Origin of the sequence: Enterobacter cloacae complex sp. P13B, assembly GCF_014895915.1 — a bacterium.
Classification (GTDB): Bacteria; Pseudomonadota; Gammaproteobacteria; order Enterobacterales; family Enterobacteriaceae; genus Enterobacter; species Enterobacter bugandensis.
Window position 1 is genome coordinate 18,472 of sequence record NZ_JADBQN010000037.1, and the last position, 17,349, is coordinate 35,820.

At 53.5% G+C, this 17,349-nt stretch carries 18 protein-coding genes; 12 read left to right on the forward strand and 6 right to left on the reverse strand.

The genetic code is table 11. The features are described from left to right. Positions 1-24 precede the first annotated feature (24 nt). From mrdA to lipA, 8 genes are all read left to right on the forward strand, one after another. Positions 25-1,926 carry a peptidoglycan DD-transpeptidase MrdA gene (gene mrdA, locus IM273_RS16115; RefSeq protein ID WP_028012338.1) on the forward strand — a complete coding sequence of 634 codons (1,902 nt, stop codon included), beginning with the start codon at positions 25-27 and terminating at the stop codon, positions 1,924-1,926. A gap of 2 nt (positions 1,927-1,928) precedes the next feature. Beyond that, a complete protein-coding gene (mrdB, locus tag IM273_RS16120; protein WP_013097590.1) occupies positions 1,929-3,041 on the forward strand; it encodes a peptidoglycan glycosyltransferase MrdB in 1,113 nt (370 codons plus the stop codon). Between the two features lie 16 nt (positions 3,042-3,057). Continuing rightward, complete coding sequence (gene rlpA, locus IM273_RS16125; RefSeq protein ID WP_193051155.1) at positions 3,058-4,167, forward strand: endolytic peptidoglycan transglycosylase RlpA; 1,110 nt, start codon at positions 3,058-3,060, stop codon at positions 4,165-4,167. Between the two features lie 139 nt (positions 4,168-4,306). Then, positions 4,307-5,518 carry a D-alanyl-D-alanine carboxypeptidase DacA gene (gene dacA, locus IM273_RS16130; protein WP_193051153.1) on the forward strand — a complete coding sequence of 404 codons (1,212 nt, stop codon included), beginning with the start codon at positions 4,307-4,309 and terminating at the stop codon, positions 5,516-5,518. 105 nt (positions 5,519-5,623) lie between these two features. Beyond that, positions 5,624-5,887 carry a DUF493 family protein YbeD gene (ybeD, locus tag IM273_RS16135; protein WP_003858718.1) on the forward strand — a complete coding sequence of 88 codons (264 nt, stop codon included), beginning with the start codon at positions 5,624-5,626 and terminating at the stop codon, positions 5,885-5,887. A gap of 94 nt (positions 5,888-5,981) precedes the next feature. Then, a complete protein-coding gene (lipB, locus tag IM273_RS16140) occupies positions 5,982-6,623 on the forward strand; it encodes a lipoyl(octanoyl) transferase LipB (protein WP_028012335.1) in 642 nt (213 codons plus the stop codon). 291 nt (positions 6,624-6,914) lie between these two features. Beyond that, positions 6,915-7,868, forward strand: a complete 954-nt coding sequence (locus IM273_RS16145) for a YbeF family transcriptional regulator (RefSeq protein WP_047367726.1) — start codon at positions 6,915-6,917, stop codon at positions 7,866-7,868. Between the two features lie 207 nt (positions 7,869-8,075). Beyond that, positions 8,076-9,041 (forward strand): lipoyl synthase, encoded by a 966-nt coding sequence (gene lipA, locus IM273_RS16150; RefSeq protein ID WP_028012333.1) that lies wholly within the window; start codon positions 8,076-8,078, stop codon positions 9,039-9,041. An 81-nt stretch (positions 9,042-9,122) separates the two neighbouring features. Here lipA and tatE read toward each other — a convergent pair whose 3' ends face one another. Together tatE and IM273_RS16160 are read right to left on the reverse strand one after the other, a co-directional pair. Continuing rightward, a complete protein-coding gene (tatE, locus tag IM273_RS16155) occupies positions 9,123-9,323 on the reverse strand; it encodes a twin-arginine translocase subunit TatE (RefSeq protein ID WP_028012332.1) in 201 nt (66 codons plus the stop codon). Positions 9,324-9,448: 125 nt separating this feature from the next. After that, entirely contained in the window at positions 9,449-10,237 is a 789-nt protein-coding gene (locus IM273_RS16160) for a deaminated glutathione amidase (protein ID WP_193051152.1), read from the reverse strand. 67 nt (positions 10,238-10,304) lie between these two features. On the opposite strand from IM273_RS16160, the gene crcB reads away from it, so the two are divergent. Further along, positions 10,305-10,688: a fluoride efflux transporter CrcB gene (crcB, locus tag IM273_RS16165; RefSeq protein WP_041910922.1), complete on the forward strand. Its 384-nt coding sequence runs from the start codon at positions 10,305-10,307 to the stop codon at positions 10,686-10,688. A gap of 218 nt (positions 10,689-10,906) precedes the next feature. Here crcB and cspE read toward each other — a convergent pair whose 3' ends face one another. Together cspE and pagP are read right to left on the reverse strand one after the other, a co-directional pair. Then, the gene (cspE, locus tag IM273_RS16170; protein WP_002439184.1) at positions 10,907-11,116 is read right to left on the reverse strand and encodes a transcription antiterminator/RNA stability regulator CspE; all 210 of its coding nucleotides are present in this window, start codon (positions 11,114-11,116) and stop codon (positions 10,907-10,909) included. Between the two features lie 190 nt (positions 11,117-11,306). After that, positions 11,307-11,924, reverse strand: a complete 618-nt coding sequence (pagP, locus tag IM273_RS16175; RefSeq protein WP_047363730.1) for a lipid IV(A) palmitoyltransferase PagP — start codon at positions 11,922-11,924, stop codon at positions 11,307-11,309. A 394-nt stretch (positions 11,925-12,318) separates the two neighbouring features. On the opposite strand from pagP, the gene dcuC reads away from it, so the two are divergent. Together dcuC and rna are read left to right on the forward strand one after the other, a co-directional pair. Continuing rightward, entirely contained in the window at positions 12,319-13,686 is a 1,368-nt protein-coding gene (gene dcuC / locus IM273_RS16180) for an anaerobic C4-dicarboxylate transporter DcuC (RefSeq protein ID WP_028012328.1), read from the forward strand. 94 nt (positions 13,687-13,780) lie between these two features. After that, positions 13,781-14,590 (forward strand): ribonuclease I, encoded by an 810-nt coding sequence (gene rna, locus IM273_RS16185; protein ID WP_193051150.1) that lies wholly within the window; start codon positions 13,781-13,783, stop codon positions 14,588-14,590. Here the strand turns inward: rna and IM273_RS16190 are convergent. Continuing rightward, positions 14,584-15,204, reverse strand: a complete 621-nt coding sequence (locus IM273_RS16190; RefSeq protein WP_193051149.1) for a flavin reductase family protein — start codon at positions 15,202-15,204, stop codon at positions 14,584-14,586. The two genes, rna and IM273_RS16190, sit on opposite strands and share 7 nt — an antisense overlap. 270 nt (positions 15,205-15,474) lie before the next feature. On the opposite strand from IM273_RS16190, the gene rnk reads away from it, so the two are divergent. Further along, entirely contained in the window at positions 15,475-15,885 is a 411-nt protein-coding gene (rnk, locus tag IM273_RS16195) for a nucleoside diphosphate kinase regulator (protein WP_028012325.1), read from the forward strand. A 123-nt stretch (positions 15,886-16,008) separates the two neighbouring features. On the opposite strand, the gene IM273_RS16200 is transcribed toward rnk, so the two are convergent. Further along, complete coding sequence (locus tag IM273_RS16200) at positions 16,009-17,247, reverse strand: zinc-dependent alcohol dehydrogenase (protein WP_193051148.1); 1,239 nt, start codon at positions 17,245-17,247, stop codon at positions 16,009-16,011. Positions 17,248-17,349: the final 102 nt, after the last annotated feature.

The window sequence follows — 17,349 nt, forward strand, 5'->3', positions numbered from 1 at the left end:
TGACCAGGGTAGATTAAGCAGCGGATGAAACTACAGAATTCTTTTCGCGACTATACGGCTGAGTCCGCGCTGTTTGTGCGCCGGGCGCTGGTCGCCTTTACGGGGATTTTGCTGCTTACCGGCGTGCTGATCGCCAACCTTTATAATCTGCAAATTGTCCGCTTTACCGATTACCAGACGCGTTCTAACGAAAACCGCATTAAGCTGGTGCCTATCGCACCCAGCCGCGGCATTATCTACGACCGTAACGGCACCCCTCTGGCGTTAAACCGCACCATCTATCAAGTCGAGATGATGCCGGAGAAGGTCGATAACGTGCAGAATACGCTGGAAGCGCTAAGGAGCGTTGTCGATCTTAACGATGATGATATCGCGGCCTTCAAAAAAGAGCGCGCCCGCTCTCACCGTTTCACCTCCATTCCGGTTAAAACCAATCTGACGGAAGTCCAGGTCGCCCGTTTTGCGGTGAACCAGTACCGCTTCCCCGGTGTGGAAGTGAAGGGTTACAAGCGTCGCTACTATCCTTACGGATCCGCGCTGACGCATGTGATTGGCTACGTTTCCAAGATTAACGATAAAGACGTCGAGCGCCTCGATAAAGACGGCAAGCTGGCAAACTACGCCGCGACGCACGATATCGGCAAGCTGGGGATTGAACGCTACTACGAAGATGTCCTGCACGGGCAGACCGGCTATGAAGAAGTTGAGGTTAACAACCGTGGCCGCGTCATCCGCCAGCTTAAAGAAGTGCCGCCTCAGGCGGGGCACGACGTCTATCTGACGCTCGATCTCAAACTGCAACAGTATATTGAAACCCTGCTGGCGGGCAGCCGCGCCGCCGTGGTGGTCACCGACCCGCGCACCGGCGGCATTCTGGCGATGGTTTCCATGCCAAGCTATGACCCGAACCTCTTTGTTGACGGCATCTCCAGCAAAGACTACTCCGGCCTGCTGAATGACCCTAACACCCCGCTGGTGAACCGCGCCACGCAAGGCGTTTACCCGCCGGCATCAACGGTTAAACCGTACGTGGCGGTCTCAGCGCTGAGCGCGGGCGTCATCAACCGCAATACCAGCCTGTTTGACCCGGGCTGGTGGCAGCTACCGGGCTCTGAAAAACGCTATCGCGACTGGAAAAAATGGGGCCACGGCCATCTGAACGTTACGAAATCTCTGGAAGAATCTGCGGATACCTTCTTCTATCAGGTGGCGTATGACATGGGCATTGACCGCCTGTCTGAGTGGATGAGCAAATTCGGCTACGGACATTACACCGGCGTGGATCTGGCTGAAGAGCGCTCCGGCAACATGCCAACCCGTGAGTGGAAGCTGAAGCGCTTTAAGAAGCCGTGGTATCAGGGTGATACCATACCGGTGGGTATCGGCCAGGGTTACTGGACGGCCACCCCGCTTCAGATGAACAAAGCGATGATGATCCTCATTAACGACGGCGTGGTGAAAGTTCCGCATCTGCTGCAAAGCACCGTTGAAGATGGCAAAAAAGTGCCGTGGGTGCAGCCCCATGAAGCGCCGGTAGGCGACATCCATTCCGGCTTCTGGGAAATAGCGAAAGACGGTATGTACGGTGTGGCAAACCGTCCAAACGGAACCGCGCACAAGTATTTCGCCGGTACGCCATATAAAGTGGCCGCGAAATCCGGTACGGCGCAGGTCTTTGGCCTGAAAGCCAATGAAACCTATAACGCACACCGCATAGCCGAACGTCTGCGTGACCATAAGCTAATGACGGCGTTTGCCCCTTATGATAACCCGCAGGTGGCGGTGGCAATGATTCTGGAGAACGGCGGCGCTGGCCCGGCAGTAGGGACCATCATGCGCCAGATCCTGGACCACATTATGCTGGGTGATAACAACACCGAACTGCCGGCTGAAAATCCGGCCGCCGCTGCGGCGGAGGACCAATAATCATGACGGATAATCCAAATAAAAAATCGCTGTGGGATAAAATTCACATCGACCCAGCCATGCTGCTGATCCTGCTGGCCCTGCTGGTTTACAGCGCCCTGGTTATCTGGAGCGCCAGCGGCCAGGACATCGGCATGATGGAACGCAAGATCGGCCAGATCGCGATGGGTCTGGTCATTATGGTGGTGATGGCGCAGATCCCGCCGCGCGTCTATGAAGGCTGGGCGCCGTATCTCTACATCTTCTGTATTATTTTGCTGGTGGCGGTAGATGCGTTCGGTGCCATCTCAAAAGGGGCACAGCGCTGGCTGGATCTGGGCGTTGTTCGTTTCCAGCCCTCGGAGATTGCCAAAATCGCAGTCCCGCTGATGGTGGCGCGCTTTATCAACCGTGACGTCTGTCCGCCGTCGCTGAAAAATACCGCTATCGCCCTGGTGCTGATATTCCTGCCGACACTGCTGGTTGCGGCGCAGCCTGACCTCGGCACCTCGATCCTTATCGCCCTCTCCGGCCTGTTTGTCCTGTTCCTGTCGGGCTTAAGCTGGCGTCTGATTGGTATCGCGGTGGTGCTGGTTGCAGCGTTTATCCCTATCCTGTGGTTCTTCCTGATGCATGACTACCAGCGCCAGCGCGTCATGATGCTTCTCGATCCGGAAACCGATCCGCTCGGTGCGGGCTATCATATTATTCAGTCCAAGATTGCGATTGGCTCCGGCGGCCTGCGCGGTAAAGGCTGGCTGCACGGCACCCAGTCGCAGCTGGAGTTTTTACCGGAGCGCCACACCGACTTTATCTTTGCGGTACTGGCGGAAGAACTGGGACTGGTTGGCATCCTGATCCTGCTGGCGCTCTACGTGCTGCTCATCATGCGAGGTTTGTGGATTGCGGCCCGCGCGCAGACCACCTTCGGCCGCGTCATGGCAGGCGGACTGATGTTGATTTTATTCGTTTATGTCTTCGTAAATATTGGTATGGTGAGTGGTATTCTGCCGGTGGTAGGCGTACCGCTGCCGCTGGTGAGTTACGGAGGCTCGGCACTGATCGTGTTGATGGCCGGGTTTGGTATCGTGATGTCGATCCACACCCACAGAAAAATGTTGTCAAAAAGCGTATAAAAATAAGGGGATCGGAATGCGTAAGCAGTGGCTGGGTATCTGCATTGCGGCAAGTTTACTTGCGGCCTGTACAAGTGATGATGGTCAGCAACAGGCAACCGTCGCGCCGCCGCAGCCTGCGGTGTGTAATGGCCCAATCGTTGAAATTAGCGGTGCCGATCCCGTTTATGAACCGCTGAATGCCAGCGCGAATCAGGATTACGAGCGCGACGGCAAAAGCTACAAAATTGTGCAGGATCCGTCCCGCTTTAGCCAGGCTGGCTTTGCCGCCATTTATGATGCTGAGCCGGGCAGTAACCTGACGGCATCGGGTGAAACATTTGACCCAATGCAGCTGACTGCGGCGCACCCGACGCTACCGATCCCTAGCTACGCCCGTATCACCAACCTGGCGAACGGCCGTATGATCGTCGTGCGTATTAACGACCGCGGCCCGTACGGTAATGACCGGGTGATTTCCCTATCCCGCGCGTCTGCCGATCGCCTGAATACCTCGAACAACACCAAAGTTCGCATTGACCCAATTATCGTAGCGCAGGATGGTTCGCTCTCCGGGCCGGGAACCGCGTGTACCACGGTGGCGAAACAGACCTATGCCCTCCCCGACCGCCCAAATCTGGACGGCGGAATGGGAAGCGTCTCCTCGCCGGCAGAGCCTTCTCAGCCGGCGGGAGAAATACGCCCAATCAGCAATGACACGCTGCAAAGCGATGATGCCACTGGCGCACCGGTAAAAAGCAGCGGCTTCCTTGGCGCACCAACGAACTTAGCCTCGGGCGTGCTGGAGAGCAGTGAGCCGACGCCAGCCCCAGTTGCCGCCCCCGTCGTGCAGCAGCCTGCCCCGGTAACGGCTCCGGTCACGACCCAGAGCGCAGCCGTTGCCGCTCCCGCAGCAGCCAGCGGCGGCTTTGTCGTTCAGGTGGGCGCAGTGAGCGATCGGGCCCGTGCCCAGCAGTATCAGCAGCGTTTAAGCCAGCAGTTTGGCGTGCCAGGACGCGTTGAGCAAAACGGTGCGGTCTGGCGTATTCAGATGGGGCCGTTTGCCAGCAAGTCGCAGGCGGCATCCCTGCAGCAGCGTTTGCAGAATGAAGCTCAGCTTCAGTCCTTTATCGCTGTTGCAAAATAATTAATCGGCGGTATCCGAAATGTCAGTTTGTGTAAAACACATTCACAAACTCATGCTTAAAGTCGGATGCCTGCCTGAATAGCATTTGCTATAGTAAGGCACTTTTTTTAATTCCATCACGGATGTCGTAGTTCTGACCATGAAGACCACTTTTTCTGCTCGTTTTGTGCAGCGCATGGCGCTGACCACGGCCCTTTGCGCGGCTGCACTCTCTGCAGCTCATGCTGATGACCTGAATATCAAGACCATGATCCCTGGCGTTCCGCAAATCGACGCGGAATCCTACATCCTGATCGATTACAACTCTGGCAAAGTGCTGGCAGAACAGAATGCCGATGCCCGCCGTGACCCGGCCAGCCTGACCAAAATGATGACCAGCTACGTCATCGGCCAGGCAATGAAAGCCGGTAAGTTCAAAGAGACGGATCTGGTCACCATCGGCAACGATGCGTGGGCTACCGGGAACCCGGTTTTCAAAGGTTCCTCGCTGATGTTCCTGAAACCAGGAATGCAGGTTCCGGTTTCTCAGTTAATTCGTGGCATTAACCTGCAGTCCGGTAACGATGCCTGCGTAGCGATGGCCGATTTCGCCGCCGGTAGTCAGGATGCGTTCGTGGGCCTGATGAACAGCTACGTAAATGCCCTGGGTCTGAAGAACAGCCACTTCCAGACCGTACACGGTCTCGATGCAGACGGTCAGTACAGCTCCGCGCGTGATATGGCGCTGATCGGTCAGGCGCTGATCCGCGACGTACCTAACGAGTACTCTATCTACAAAGAGAAAGAGTTCACCTTCAACGGCATTCGTCAGACCAACCGTAACGGCCTGCTGTGGGATAACAGCCTGAACGTTGACGGCATCAAAACCGGCCACACCGACAAAGCCGGTTACAACCTGGTGGCCTCTGCCACTGAAGGCCAGATGCGCCTGATCTCTGCCGTGATGGGCGGTCGCACCTTTAAAGGTCGCGAAACCGAAAGTAAGAAGCTGCTGACCTGGGGCTTCCGTTTCTTCGAAACCGTGAACCCGCTGAAAGCAGGCAAAGAATTTGCTTCTGAACCCGTCTGGTTCGGCGATAACGATCGTGCTTCTCTGGGCGTGGATAAAGACCTCTACCTGACCATTCCACGCGGTCGTATGAAGGATCTGAAAGCAAGCTATGTGCTCAACACCACCGAACTGCATGCCCCGCTGCAGAAAAACCAGGTGGTGGGTACCATCAACTTCCAGCTGGACGGTAAAACCATCGACCAGCGTCCACTCGTGGTATTGGAAGAAATTCCTGAAGGCAATTTCTTCAGCAAAATCATTGATTACATTAAATTGATGTTCCATCACTGGTTTGGCTAAAAATCGAACACTTGAAAGTGTGATTTTGATCCCCATATACTAAGTATCCTGATAACTCCCACCTGACGTGGGAGTTATTCTTTTTGACGTTACGCCGGAGCTGACATGAAAACCAAACTTAACGAACTGCTTGAATTCCCTACCCCGTTTACCTACAAAGTAATGGGTCTGGCGAAACCTGAGCTGGTTGATCAGGTGGTTGAAGTGGTACAGCGCCATGCGCCGGGTGACTACTCTCCGTCAGTAAAACCAAGCAGCAAGGGCAACTACCACTCGGTTTCTATTACCATCACTGCCACACATATCGAGCAGGTTGAGACGCTGTACGAAGAGCTCGGCAATATCGAAATCGTTCGTATGGTGCTGTAGTCCCTTTGCGGTTACCCGGTTTACCGGGTAACCCCTCTTCCCCGCTGTGATATACTCCCCCTCATCTTTTGTTTCTCGTCTTCGGAGACGCGTTTTGTATCAGGATAAAATTCTGGTCCGTCATCTCGGGCTGCAACCTTATGAGCCTGTCTCTCAGGCTATGCACGAGTTCACCGATTCACGCGATGACACAACCCCTGATGAGATTTGGCTGGTCGAACATCTGCCGGTATTTACGCAGGGCCAGGCGGGAAAAGCGGAACACTTATTAATGACGGGCGATATCCCGGTGATCCAGAGCGATCGTGGCGGTCAGGTCACGTACCACGGTCCGGGTCAGCAGGTCATGTACGTCCTGCTTAATCTGAAGCGCAGAAAGCTTGGCGTACGTGAGCTGGTGACGTTACTGGAACAGACCGTCGTCAACACGCTGGCGGAGTATGGTATTGACGCGCATCCACGTGCCGATGCGCCGGGCGTCTACGTTGGCGAAATGAAGATCTGCTCTCTCGGGCTACGTATTCGTAAAGGTTGTTCCTTCCACGGTCTGGCATTGAATATTAATATGGATCTTACGCCTTTCCAGCGCATAAACCCCTGCGGCTACGCCGGCATGGAAATGACGCAAATGCGCCAGTGGGTCGATACCGCTACGCCAGAAAATATACGTCCCGTGCTTCTGAAGAATGTGTTAGCGCTACTTAACAATCCCCCGCACGAATATATCCCTGCTTAATATATCATCCAGAATGGCTCGATAATTTGACGGGCCACTGTTTATTTACCGCTTTTACGCTTTACAATAATCCGCAGATTCTATATTTTCGAAGCGCCCGAATATTGCCCTTACATATTATTTAGCCTCCGGACAGCACGGCATACACAGGCTAAGTAACTTGAGTGATAATCACACAACTGTTTGTTTTTGATAAACAAGTGGAACAAAAGCAACACTTTACGAATCTCTACAAGCATAATAAATAAATTGAACTATCATTCATGTTGTGAATGTATACGGAGTGAAAGCGTGGAGTATAATAATTTACCAGCCAAACGCCTGAATGACCCTGGTGGCGAAGATAAGCCGCAAATTTTTCGGACTTTACGTAATATTGATCTCAATTTACTGACTATTTTTGAGGCAGTATATGTCCATAAGGGTATCGTTAACGCTGCGAAAATTCTTAATCTCACGCCATCGGCAATAAGTCAGTCAATTCAAAAGCTACGGGCTATATTTCCCGACCCCTTATTTATCCGTAAGGGCCAGGGCGTCACGCCAACGGCCTATGCGACACATCTCCACGAATACATCAGCCAGGGGCTGGAGTCGATTCTGGGTGCGCTGGATTTAACCGGAAGCTATGACAAACAGAGAACCATCACCATCGGCTGCTCCCCTTCTGTCGGCGTGCTGGTGATGCCCGCGATCTTCCAGGCAGTGAAAGAGCATGCGCCTCAGCTTCTGCTTCGCAATGTGCCTCTTAACGAACCTGACGTTCAGCTTGCTCAGTTCCAGACGGACCTGGTCATCGAAAGCGGCAGCTTTAGCGCCCGAGCGCTGGGGCAAAATGTGCTTTACGCCGATAACCTGGTGCTGGTTTGCCGCAGGCAGCACCCCGTCCTCAGCGAGCCGTTATCCATTGAAAACCTGCGCAACTACGACCACTCGTCTTTCATGACCGAAGGACAGTCTAACCACGCTCTGCGTCAGCGTATTGACGAAATTTTCCCGGAACGTCAGATCAGTTTCAGCAGTTACAATATGTTCACCACCGCATCCCTGATTGGCAGCAGCGATATGCTGTGCATCATGCCTTCACGCCTGTATAACCTGCTGCGGAAATGCTGGCCGCTGGAGAGTATTCCGCTAAGCCAGCTCAATGCAGAATCTATCGAGATTTCACTGCATTACAACAAGCTCAGCTTGCGCGATCCGGTACTGGAAAACGTCATCCGCATTATCCGTCAGGCCTTCTGACAGAGCGTACCCGTACACGTCCCTGCCGCTCGCAGGGCAAAAGGCACAAAACAACAACTATTTTACAAATTGGCGACCTGGCAGGCTGCTTTAACGCCCCTATAAATGATATACTGCCTGTCGTTCGTTCAAAAATAGTTGATAAATACAACATTCCCTTGAATTGAAACGCTTTCCTTCGATATTCGCAACTGGAACACGCACGCTATGAGTAAACCCATTGTGATGGAACGCGGTGTTAAATACCGCGATGCCGATAAAATGGCCCTTATCCCGGTTAAAAACGTGGCTACAGAGCGCGAGGCGCTGTTAAGAAAACCGGAATGGATGAAAATCAAACTTCCGGCAGACTCTTCGCGTATCCAGGGGATCAAAGCGGCGATGCGTAAGAATGGCCTTCACTCTGTTTGTGAAGAAGCCTCTTGCCCGAACCTTGCTGAATGTTTCAATCACGGCACCGCGACGTTTATGATTCTGGGTGCCATCTGTACCCGCCGCTGCCCATTCTGCGACGTGGCGCATGGCCGCCCGGTGGCCCCCGATGCCAACGAGCCGCAAAAACTGGCGCAAACCATCGCCGACATGGCGCTGCGTTATGTGGTTATCACCTCCGTTGACCGCGACGATCTGCGTGATGGCGGTGCTCAGCACTTCGCTGACTGCATTACTGCCATTCGCGAAAAAAGCCCGAACATCAAAATCGAAACGCTGGTTCCTGACTTCCGCGGCCGTATGGACCGCGCGCTGGATATCCTGACCGCGACGCCGCCAGATGTGTTTAACCACAACCTGGAGAACGTTCCGCGTCTTTACCGTCAGGTGCGTCCGGGAGCCGACTATAACTGGTCTCTGAAGCTGCTGGAGCGCTTTAAAGAAGCACATCCGCATATCCCGACCAAGTCAGGTCTGATGGTTGGTCTGGGTGAAACCAATGACGAAATCATCGACGTCATGCGCGATCTGCGCCGCCACGGTGTGACCATGTTGACGCTCGGCCAGTATCTGCAGCCAAGCCGTCACCACCTGCCGGTACAGCGCTACGTGAGCCCGGATGAATTTGACGAGATGAAAGCCGAAGCGCTGGCGATGGGCTTTACCCACGCGGCTTGTGGTCCATTTGTTCGTTCTTCTTACCATGCGGATATGCAGGCGAAAGGCGAAGAAGTCAAATAACGCCGTAATATTCATTTACAGTAATGCAAAAAAACCGGCCTCATGAGCCGGTTTTTTTTCGCAAGCCCTCAGGCATTGCCGTTACTCTTTGTGGGAAAGCTTCTCTGCCGGGATGTCGTCAGCGCTTTTCTTCGCGGCTGCGTCATCGTCGTTCATCGCTTTCTTGAAGCCTTTGATGGCAGCCCCCAGGTCACCACCCAGCGTGCGTAACTTCTTGGTACCAAACAGCAGGACGACCAGTGCGGCAACCACCAGCAGTTTGGTAATACTAATCTCACCCATAGATACCTTCTTTACTTAAAACAGGCTGCATTCAGCGCCAAAACCCGATCGTATTAACGGTCATTTGACGCGTGCACACAATAGCAATCTGTAACAAGGTGAATCAAGCATTGTTGAAAAAAACATCACAATAATTGCGGTGGCGCAAAGCGACGGTTGCGAAGAACAGGTAATTGCTGACGCGCAAGCGCAACTCTTTCTAAAATTATCTCCGCCATCAGCAGAACCGGCGCTTCCGCTGCGGCGGCAATCGTCACTCCCAGGGGATCAACCACCCTGCTCTGCCCGATGTTTTTATTGCCGCACTCCCCGGCGGCAACAACATAACAGGTCGTGTCCAGCGCGCGTGCCGCAAGCAGCGTAGCCCAGTGTTGCTCTTTTAGCGGCCCCTTAACCCATGCGGCAGGCAATACCAGCACCTCCGCCCCCTGCAGCGCCAGATGCACCGCCAGCTCCGGGAAACGCAGGTCATAGCAGGTCATCAACCCCACCTTAAACCCGTCGATATCAATGAGCGGTGGGACGACATCTCCCGGATCAACGCGTCGCGACTCCTGAATGCTGAACGCATCATAGAGATGAAGCTTGGCGTAGCGCGCAATAATGGCACCGTCACGGATAGCCACCAGCGTATTCACTGCGCGACCCGGCGTTGAGGGAACGTGCACGGTTAAGACGGTGGTCATCGTACTGCCTACGCTCTGAGCGAGCAGCTGTTGTAAAAATTCGCCGTCAAGGACCTGTGCGGACTTCACGGACAAATCCGGGTCATTATCATCCCTTGCCAGCAACGCCTCAGGAAGCACCAGCAGCGACGCGCCTTTCTGTCGGGCCTGTATCATCAGGTTAACGCACTGCACTGCGTTAACCCGCCAGTCAGGCGTGACCGCAAACTGCCCTACCGCAACATACATATTTGTCCCCTCATTATAAACAGCGTTAAACTCGCTACTCTTACACATCAAATAGCAGGTATTTAGCGTGTTACAACTCCTTTTAGCTGTTTTTATTGGTGGAGGCACGGGGAGCGTTGCGAGGTGGTTACTGAGTATGCGGTTTAATCCCCTGCACCAGGCGATCCCATTAGGAACGCTGGCCGCCAACCTGATTGGTGCTTTTATTATTGGTATGGGGCTGGCCTGGTTTAACCGGATGACGCACATCGATCCTATGTGGAAGGTCTTGATTACCACCGGCTTCTGCGGCGGTTTGACGACCTTTTCAACCTTTTCCGCGGAAACGGTTTTTCTCTTTCAGGAAGGTCGTATCGGCTGGGCGCTGGTGAATATCGCGATCAACATGATCGGATCTTTCGCGATGACGGGGATCGCATTTTGGCTTTTTTCCTCTGTAAGCACGCATTAACTGCCGGAGCGTTAATGTTGGCTTAATTTTTCTCTGTCACTCTGAAGGCAATACTGAACGAGGGTGACAAATGAAACAGAGTCTGATGAGCGCAGGCATGGTGTTGTTGAGCGTACTGATCGTGGCCAGCTTCCTGAAAATTTACCTGCTTGGCTGATTCATAACGAAAAAAACCCGCTCAATGAGCGGGTTTTGAAATTCTTGCTGACGCGTCTGAATTACAGAGCGATTACGTTAGCAGCAGAAGGGCCTTTGGCACCGTTAGTGATTTCGAACTCTACACGCTGACCTTCAGCCAGAGTTTTGAAACCATTAGACTGGATTGCAGAGAAGTGTACGAACACGTCTTTGCTGCCATCTTCAGGAGTAATGAAACCGAATCCTTTGGACTCATTAAACCACTTAACGTTACCTTTAATCTTAGACATCAAAATTACCTTTACATTAAAAAACGACACAAATGCTGTGTCGGTTACCAGTACATCAATTGTGGGACCTTTTGTCCAGCGGATCTTTGACAAAAAGTGACTAAAGTCGCGTTAATTTTCACTGACAGATTTTTATCGCTTACGAATCAACGGCTGCACGTTTTTTCACCGCCAGGTAATGTTTTGTCAGTTAAAACTGAAAACGCATCCAGGCGAAGTAAACGTTACCGTTGTTATACGTTCCCGGAATGTAGGTCATCTGGAACGTTGCAGGGCCGTAACCAACAGAGGCCAGAGGCAGCAATACGGGGATCGGAATGTACTTCCAGTTGTCGCGCGCGGTCACCCCGGCGGTATAGCCCAGACCAACGTGGAAGTTCTCATCCGCCAGCGGGCGCCAGGTTTTTTCCCAGCCGTAGCCGCCAATCGGTTCCCACTTGTTAAAGGAGTCTTTGAAGGCCATCAGATAGATGCCATGCCAGTTTCCTTTTTCATCCCAGCGCGACTGACCAAAACCCGCTCCCCAGGGACGCTCGTTGTATTTATCCGTTTTCTCTTTGTCGTAAGCAAAGCGCGCATGCCACGTTATTGCCGGGACATAGAGATCATAATGTTCAGGCGCTGACCAGGTCTGCGAAACATTATCCGTAAAAGTAGAGAACCAACCTTTATCCGTCGCGTTGTTCTCTGCCTGTGCAACAGAAGAAAACGTTAACTGGCCAATAATAAACAATAAAATAGAGAAAAAAGTATTACGTACAATCACAATGCAATTACCATTCTTGATATTCGAGGCAAAGTTTAACATAGAATAATTGAACCAAGCCTTAACGGCATCACCCCTACTCTTAAATATCAGGCCGCTTTTCGGGAATATTCTTAAAGCGGCGTTCTGCTTATCCCGAATAAACCCACATCATGTACGCCTAATGTCTGTTAACGGTCTCCAGTACTAACAGGCCAGACCACACAAAAGTTTAACATTTTGTTATCATTACATAGACATGTTACGCTGTCATTGCCGGTCAAGATCCTTATGACATAAATGCCTTAGCCATGGCAAAAACGCTGTTATGCTGTTCGTTAGTCGTCTGTTTATTGATTTTAATCAGCAAGGGCGGGCCATTAATTCGGCACATTTTCATCCTTCTTTTTTTATATTAATTTTTTATATCTCAGGGCAGAAAGACACAGGGGAAATCATGCTTACGTTTATCGAACTCCTAATTGGGGTCGTCGTCATTGTGGGTGTAGCTCGCTACATCATTAAAGGATACTCAGCCACGGGCGTTTTATTTGTCGGTGGTTTAACGCTGCTGATAATCAGCGCAGTAATGGGTCATCAGGTTTTACCTGCCAGCGCAGCCAGCACGGGCTACACCGCCACGGATATTGTTGAATATATTAAAATCCTGCTCATGAGCCGCGGTGGCGATCTGGGTATGATGATCATGATGCTGTGCGGTTTTGCAGCCTATATGACCCATATCGGCGCGAACGACATGGTTGTGAAGCTTGCCTCGAAACCCCTGCAGTACATTAACTCGCCGTATCTGTTGATGGTTGCCGCCTATTTCCTCGCCTGCCTGATGTCGCTGGCCGTTTCATCGGCAACCGGGCTTGGCGTACTGTTAATGGCCACGCTGTTCCCGGTGATGGTAAACGTGGGGATCAGCCGTGGGGCAGCGGCGGCAATTTGCGCCTCCCCGGCGGCCATTATTCTCTCCCCGACGTCAGGAGACGTTGTGCTGGCGGCGAAAGCAGCCGAAATGTCGCTTATCGACTTCGCCTTTAAAACCACGCTGCCGATCTCGATTGTCGCCATTGTGGGAATGGGTATCGCGCATTTCTTCTGGCAGCGCTATCTCGATAAGAAAGAGAACATCAGCCATGAAATGATGGATGTAAGCGAAATCACCACCACCGCGCCGGCGTTCTATGCCATTTTGCCGTTCACGCCGATTATCGGCGTGCTCATTTTTGACGGGAAATGGGGCCCGCAGCTGCACATTATTACTATCCTGGTTATCTGTATGCTGTTAGCCGCTGTGCTGGAGTTCGTGCGCGGTTTCAACACCCAAAAAGTCTTCTCCGGCCTTGAGGTCGCGTATCGCGGTATGGCAGATGCGTTTGCTGGCGTGGTGATGCTGTTGGTTGCAGCAGGTGTCTTTGCCCAGGGTCTGAGCACGATCGGCTTTATCCAGAGCCTGATCTCCATCGCCACCTCGTTTGGCTCGGCCAGTATTATCCTGATGCTGGTCCTGGTGGTACTGACCATGCTGGCGGCAATGACCACCGGTTCCGGGAATGCGCCATTTTACGCCTTCGTTGAGATGATCCCTAAGCTGGCTCACTCGTCCGGTATCAACCCGGCTTATCTTTCCATTCCCATGCTCCAGGCCTCAAACCTGGGTCGTACCATCTCGCCTGTCTCAGGCGTGGTGGTGGCGGTTGCCGGGATGGCCAAAATCTCGCCGTTTGAAGTGGTGAAACGCACGTCAGTGCCGGTGCTGGTTGGGCTAATCATCGTCATTATTGCTACCGAAGTGCTGGTTCCCGGCGCCGCCTAAGTGAAATTCCTGATTACCTAAAAGCGCCTGCGGGCGCTTTTTGTGCTTTAATAACCCACAAAAATGAATTGCGCACAACCAATCAGGAAATCACATGTTCAGGAAGGATTTCGTTATCCCGTCTGGCGCAGTAGCGCTTGCACTCAGTCTCTTCTCAGCACAGGCCGAACCCCTCAAGGCCACGCAGTACGGCGATTTCGATCGCTATGTGCTGGCTTTATCCTGGCAAACGGGATTTTGTCAAAGCATGGTCGAGCGTAACCGCAATGAACCGGATGAATGTCGTCTGCAAAAAGAGCGCGACAATAAAACCGATTTTCTGACCGTTCACGGGCTATGGCCCGGCCTGCCGAAATCTATTGCCGCACGCGGCGTGGATGAACGTCGATGGATGCGGTTTGGCTGCGCCACGCGCCCTATCCCGAACATGCCTGAAGTGAAGGCCAGCCGCAAATGCGCAGCAGCCGAAACCGGGCTGTCGCTTTCCGGCGCGGCTAAGCTGAACGAGGTCATGCCGGGTGCGGGTGGAAACTCCTGTCTGGAACGTTACGAATATGCCAAACATGGCGTCTGCTTTGGTTTTGATCCCGATGCCTATTTCGGCACCATGGTGAGAATGAATCAGGAAGTGAAAAACAGCGCCGTCGGTCATTTCCTTGCGGAAAATTACGGTAAAACCGTCAGCCGGAGTGATTTTGACAACGCCGTTGCCACAAGCTGGGGCAAGGAAAATATCAAAGCCTTCAAGCTGACCTGCAACGGTAATCCGGCGTATCTGACCGAGATGCAAATTTCACTCAAAGCAGACACCATTAACGCCCCGCTTTCTGCGACATCCTTTGCCCCGCAGCCGCATCCAGGCAACTGCGGAAAACAATTTGTCATTGATAAGGCCGGTTACTGATCGCCCACCACCGGTCGCACCATGTCAAACCGGTGTTCGTCACTGATGCCATAGTAAGCCGTCGGCCCACCCGCACGCAGGATGGGCTGCGCTTTCGCCGTCTGGTATAGCCCCTCTTCCAGCAGCGTTTCGGCAATATGGATCCCGACCACTTCTCCCAGCACCAGCCAGGTATCCACCGGCGTACCGTCGGCGCCGGTAAGCTGAATGCACTGAGACAGGCGGCACTCAAAGTTGACCGGGCTTTCCGCCACGCGGGGGGCGCTCACAAGCTGGCTTGCCGCAGGCGTTAATCCGGAAAAGGTAAATTCGTCCTGGTCGTGAGGCAGCATGGCAGAGGTCTGATTCATCGCTTCCGCAAGATCGCGCGTTGCCAGATTCCAGACAAACTCCTTTGTTTCAACAATATTACGCACGCTGTCCTTCCAGCCGTTGCTGGAAAAGCCAATGATCGGCGGGCGATAGTTAAAGCAGTTGAAGAAGCTATACGGCGCAAGGTTGAGCTGACCGGCCTGGTCGCAAGAGGAGATCCAGCCAATCGGACGGGGGCCGACAATGGCGTTCAGCGGGTCATGCGGCAGGCCATGCCCCTGAGACGGTTGGTAGAAGTACATAGCGCTCTCTCGTTGGTAAGGGCTGTGGCGAATGATGTTTCGCGCAGCGCCCGGGTTCAGAACATACAGCGTAACGCAATCCGCCAAAAATGAAGACTGAATAAATTTCAGTGAAAATTCATATGGCACATGAATGTGACCTTCATCACTTCAAACTTGCGCGTTCAGCCAGTATCATCGGGAGAGTTAAACCCTCGCTGCCAGACGGCGAGGGTTTTCTTTTGGATTGGTTTCTGCGTTAGACGCAGCATTAACGACATGGAGTAAAAAATGTCCAGACCTACAATCATCATCAACGAGCTCGACGCAGAACGTATCGACAGGCTGCTGGAAAAAGCAGAATTTGCCTCACTTCCGGTGGCCGATGCCCTGAATGAGGAACTCGACCGGGCGCAGATGTGCACGCCTGAGACGATGCCGCATAACGTGGTCACCATGAACAGCCAGGTGAAATTCCGCAATCTGACCACCGGTGAAGAGCTGACACGCACGCTGGTTTACCCGGCCCAGATGACCGACAGCAGCGCACAGCTTTCCGTTCTTGCGCCGGTGGGGGCCGCACTGCTGGGGCTGCGCACGGGCGATACCATCCACTGGGACTTGCCGGGCGGTGCCTCCACCCATCTGGAAGTGCTGGAGCTGCTCTACCAGCCAGAAGCCGCGGGCGATTACCTGCGTTAATGTCATTCTGAACAAACGCGACCCGCGTTGCACAGAGGATGCGCCTGCATCCTCTTTCCGAACATCTTCACCCGATTGCGCTACATCGCAGGACAATACCTTGAGCGCCACCGACGAGTGACCTCACACCACGCCGCCCGGGAACGCATTTACCAGGCCCTTCACTTTTTGCTCAGCGGCCTCAGGCGTTTCCGCGCCGGGCACCAGAATCACCTTCCGGCACTCCTCCTCCCGTTTTTCGAAAATCTTATAGGCACGTTCCGCATCCGCCAGCGGGAGATAATGCGTCACAATCTCTTCCGGCGTCAGCAGCCCTTTTTCGATCAGCGGTAACAGTTCGCCCAGCCAGGCGTGGACGTGCGTCTGGCCCATCTTAAACGTCAGCCCTTTATCGAAGGCATCCCCAAACAGGAAGCCATGAATAAACCCGGCATACACGCCGGGTACGCTGACCACCCCGCCGCGCCGGACGGCAGCGATACACTGACGCAGCGCTTTGCCGCTGCTGCCCTCAATTTTAAGGTTGCTGAGGATCGTCTCCGTGGTGCTGCCCTTGGCTTCGAACCCGACGGCATCAATGACGGCATCGACACCCCGCAGCCCGGCGGTTTGCTCGATTATCTTTTCCGCCGCGTCGTTATCATCATCAAAATTGATGGGGATAGCACCGTAGCGCGCCTCGGCAAACCGCAGCCGGTAGGGGTGATGGTCGATAACAAAGATCTGCTCAGCCCCTAACAGCCGTGCGCAGGCAATCGTCAACAACCCCACCGGACCGGCACCGAAAACGGCGACGCTGGAGCCTTTTTCAATCTGCGCATTTTTTGCCGCCTGCCAGGCTGTGGGTAAAATATCAGAAAGAAACAGGGCCTTATCATCGGAGAGCAGCTGCGGCACCTTAAACGGTCCGACGTTGCCTTTCGGCACGCGCACATATTCCGCCTGCCCTCCCGGCACGCCGCCGTAGAGATGGCTATAGCCAAACAGCGCTGCTGGCGCGGGAATTTGCTTTTTGTTCAGCGCAGCGCCCTGCCCGGCATTGGTATTCTCACAGGCAGCGTACTGCTGCAGACGGCAAAAGAAGCAGTCACCGCAGGCGATGACAAAGGGGATCACCACGCGATCGCCTTTTTGCAGGTCCTTCACCTCTCGACCACACTCGACGATCTCGCCCATAAATTCATGTCCAAAAATGTCGCCGTGCTGCACCTTTGGGATCTTTCCACGATAGAGATGCAGGTCGGAGCCGCAAATCGCCGTGGCCGTGACGCGCAGGATGATATCGTCGGGCTGTTCAATGATGGGATCGGGGACATTCTCAACGCGAACATGGTGCGGACCGTGGTACGTGAGTGCTTTCATGCGACCTCCGGAAGGTTTCAGGTAAGTTTATAAAGGGTAGCTACCCCTGAAAGTCTGCCGGGAAATACGCGCCTTTTGAGATTTATCCTGGCGAGAGAGGAA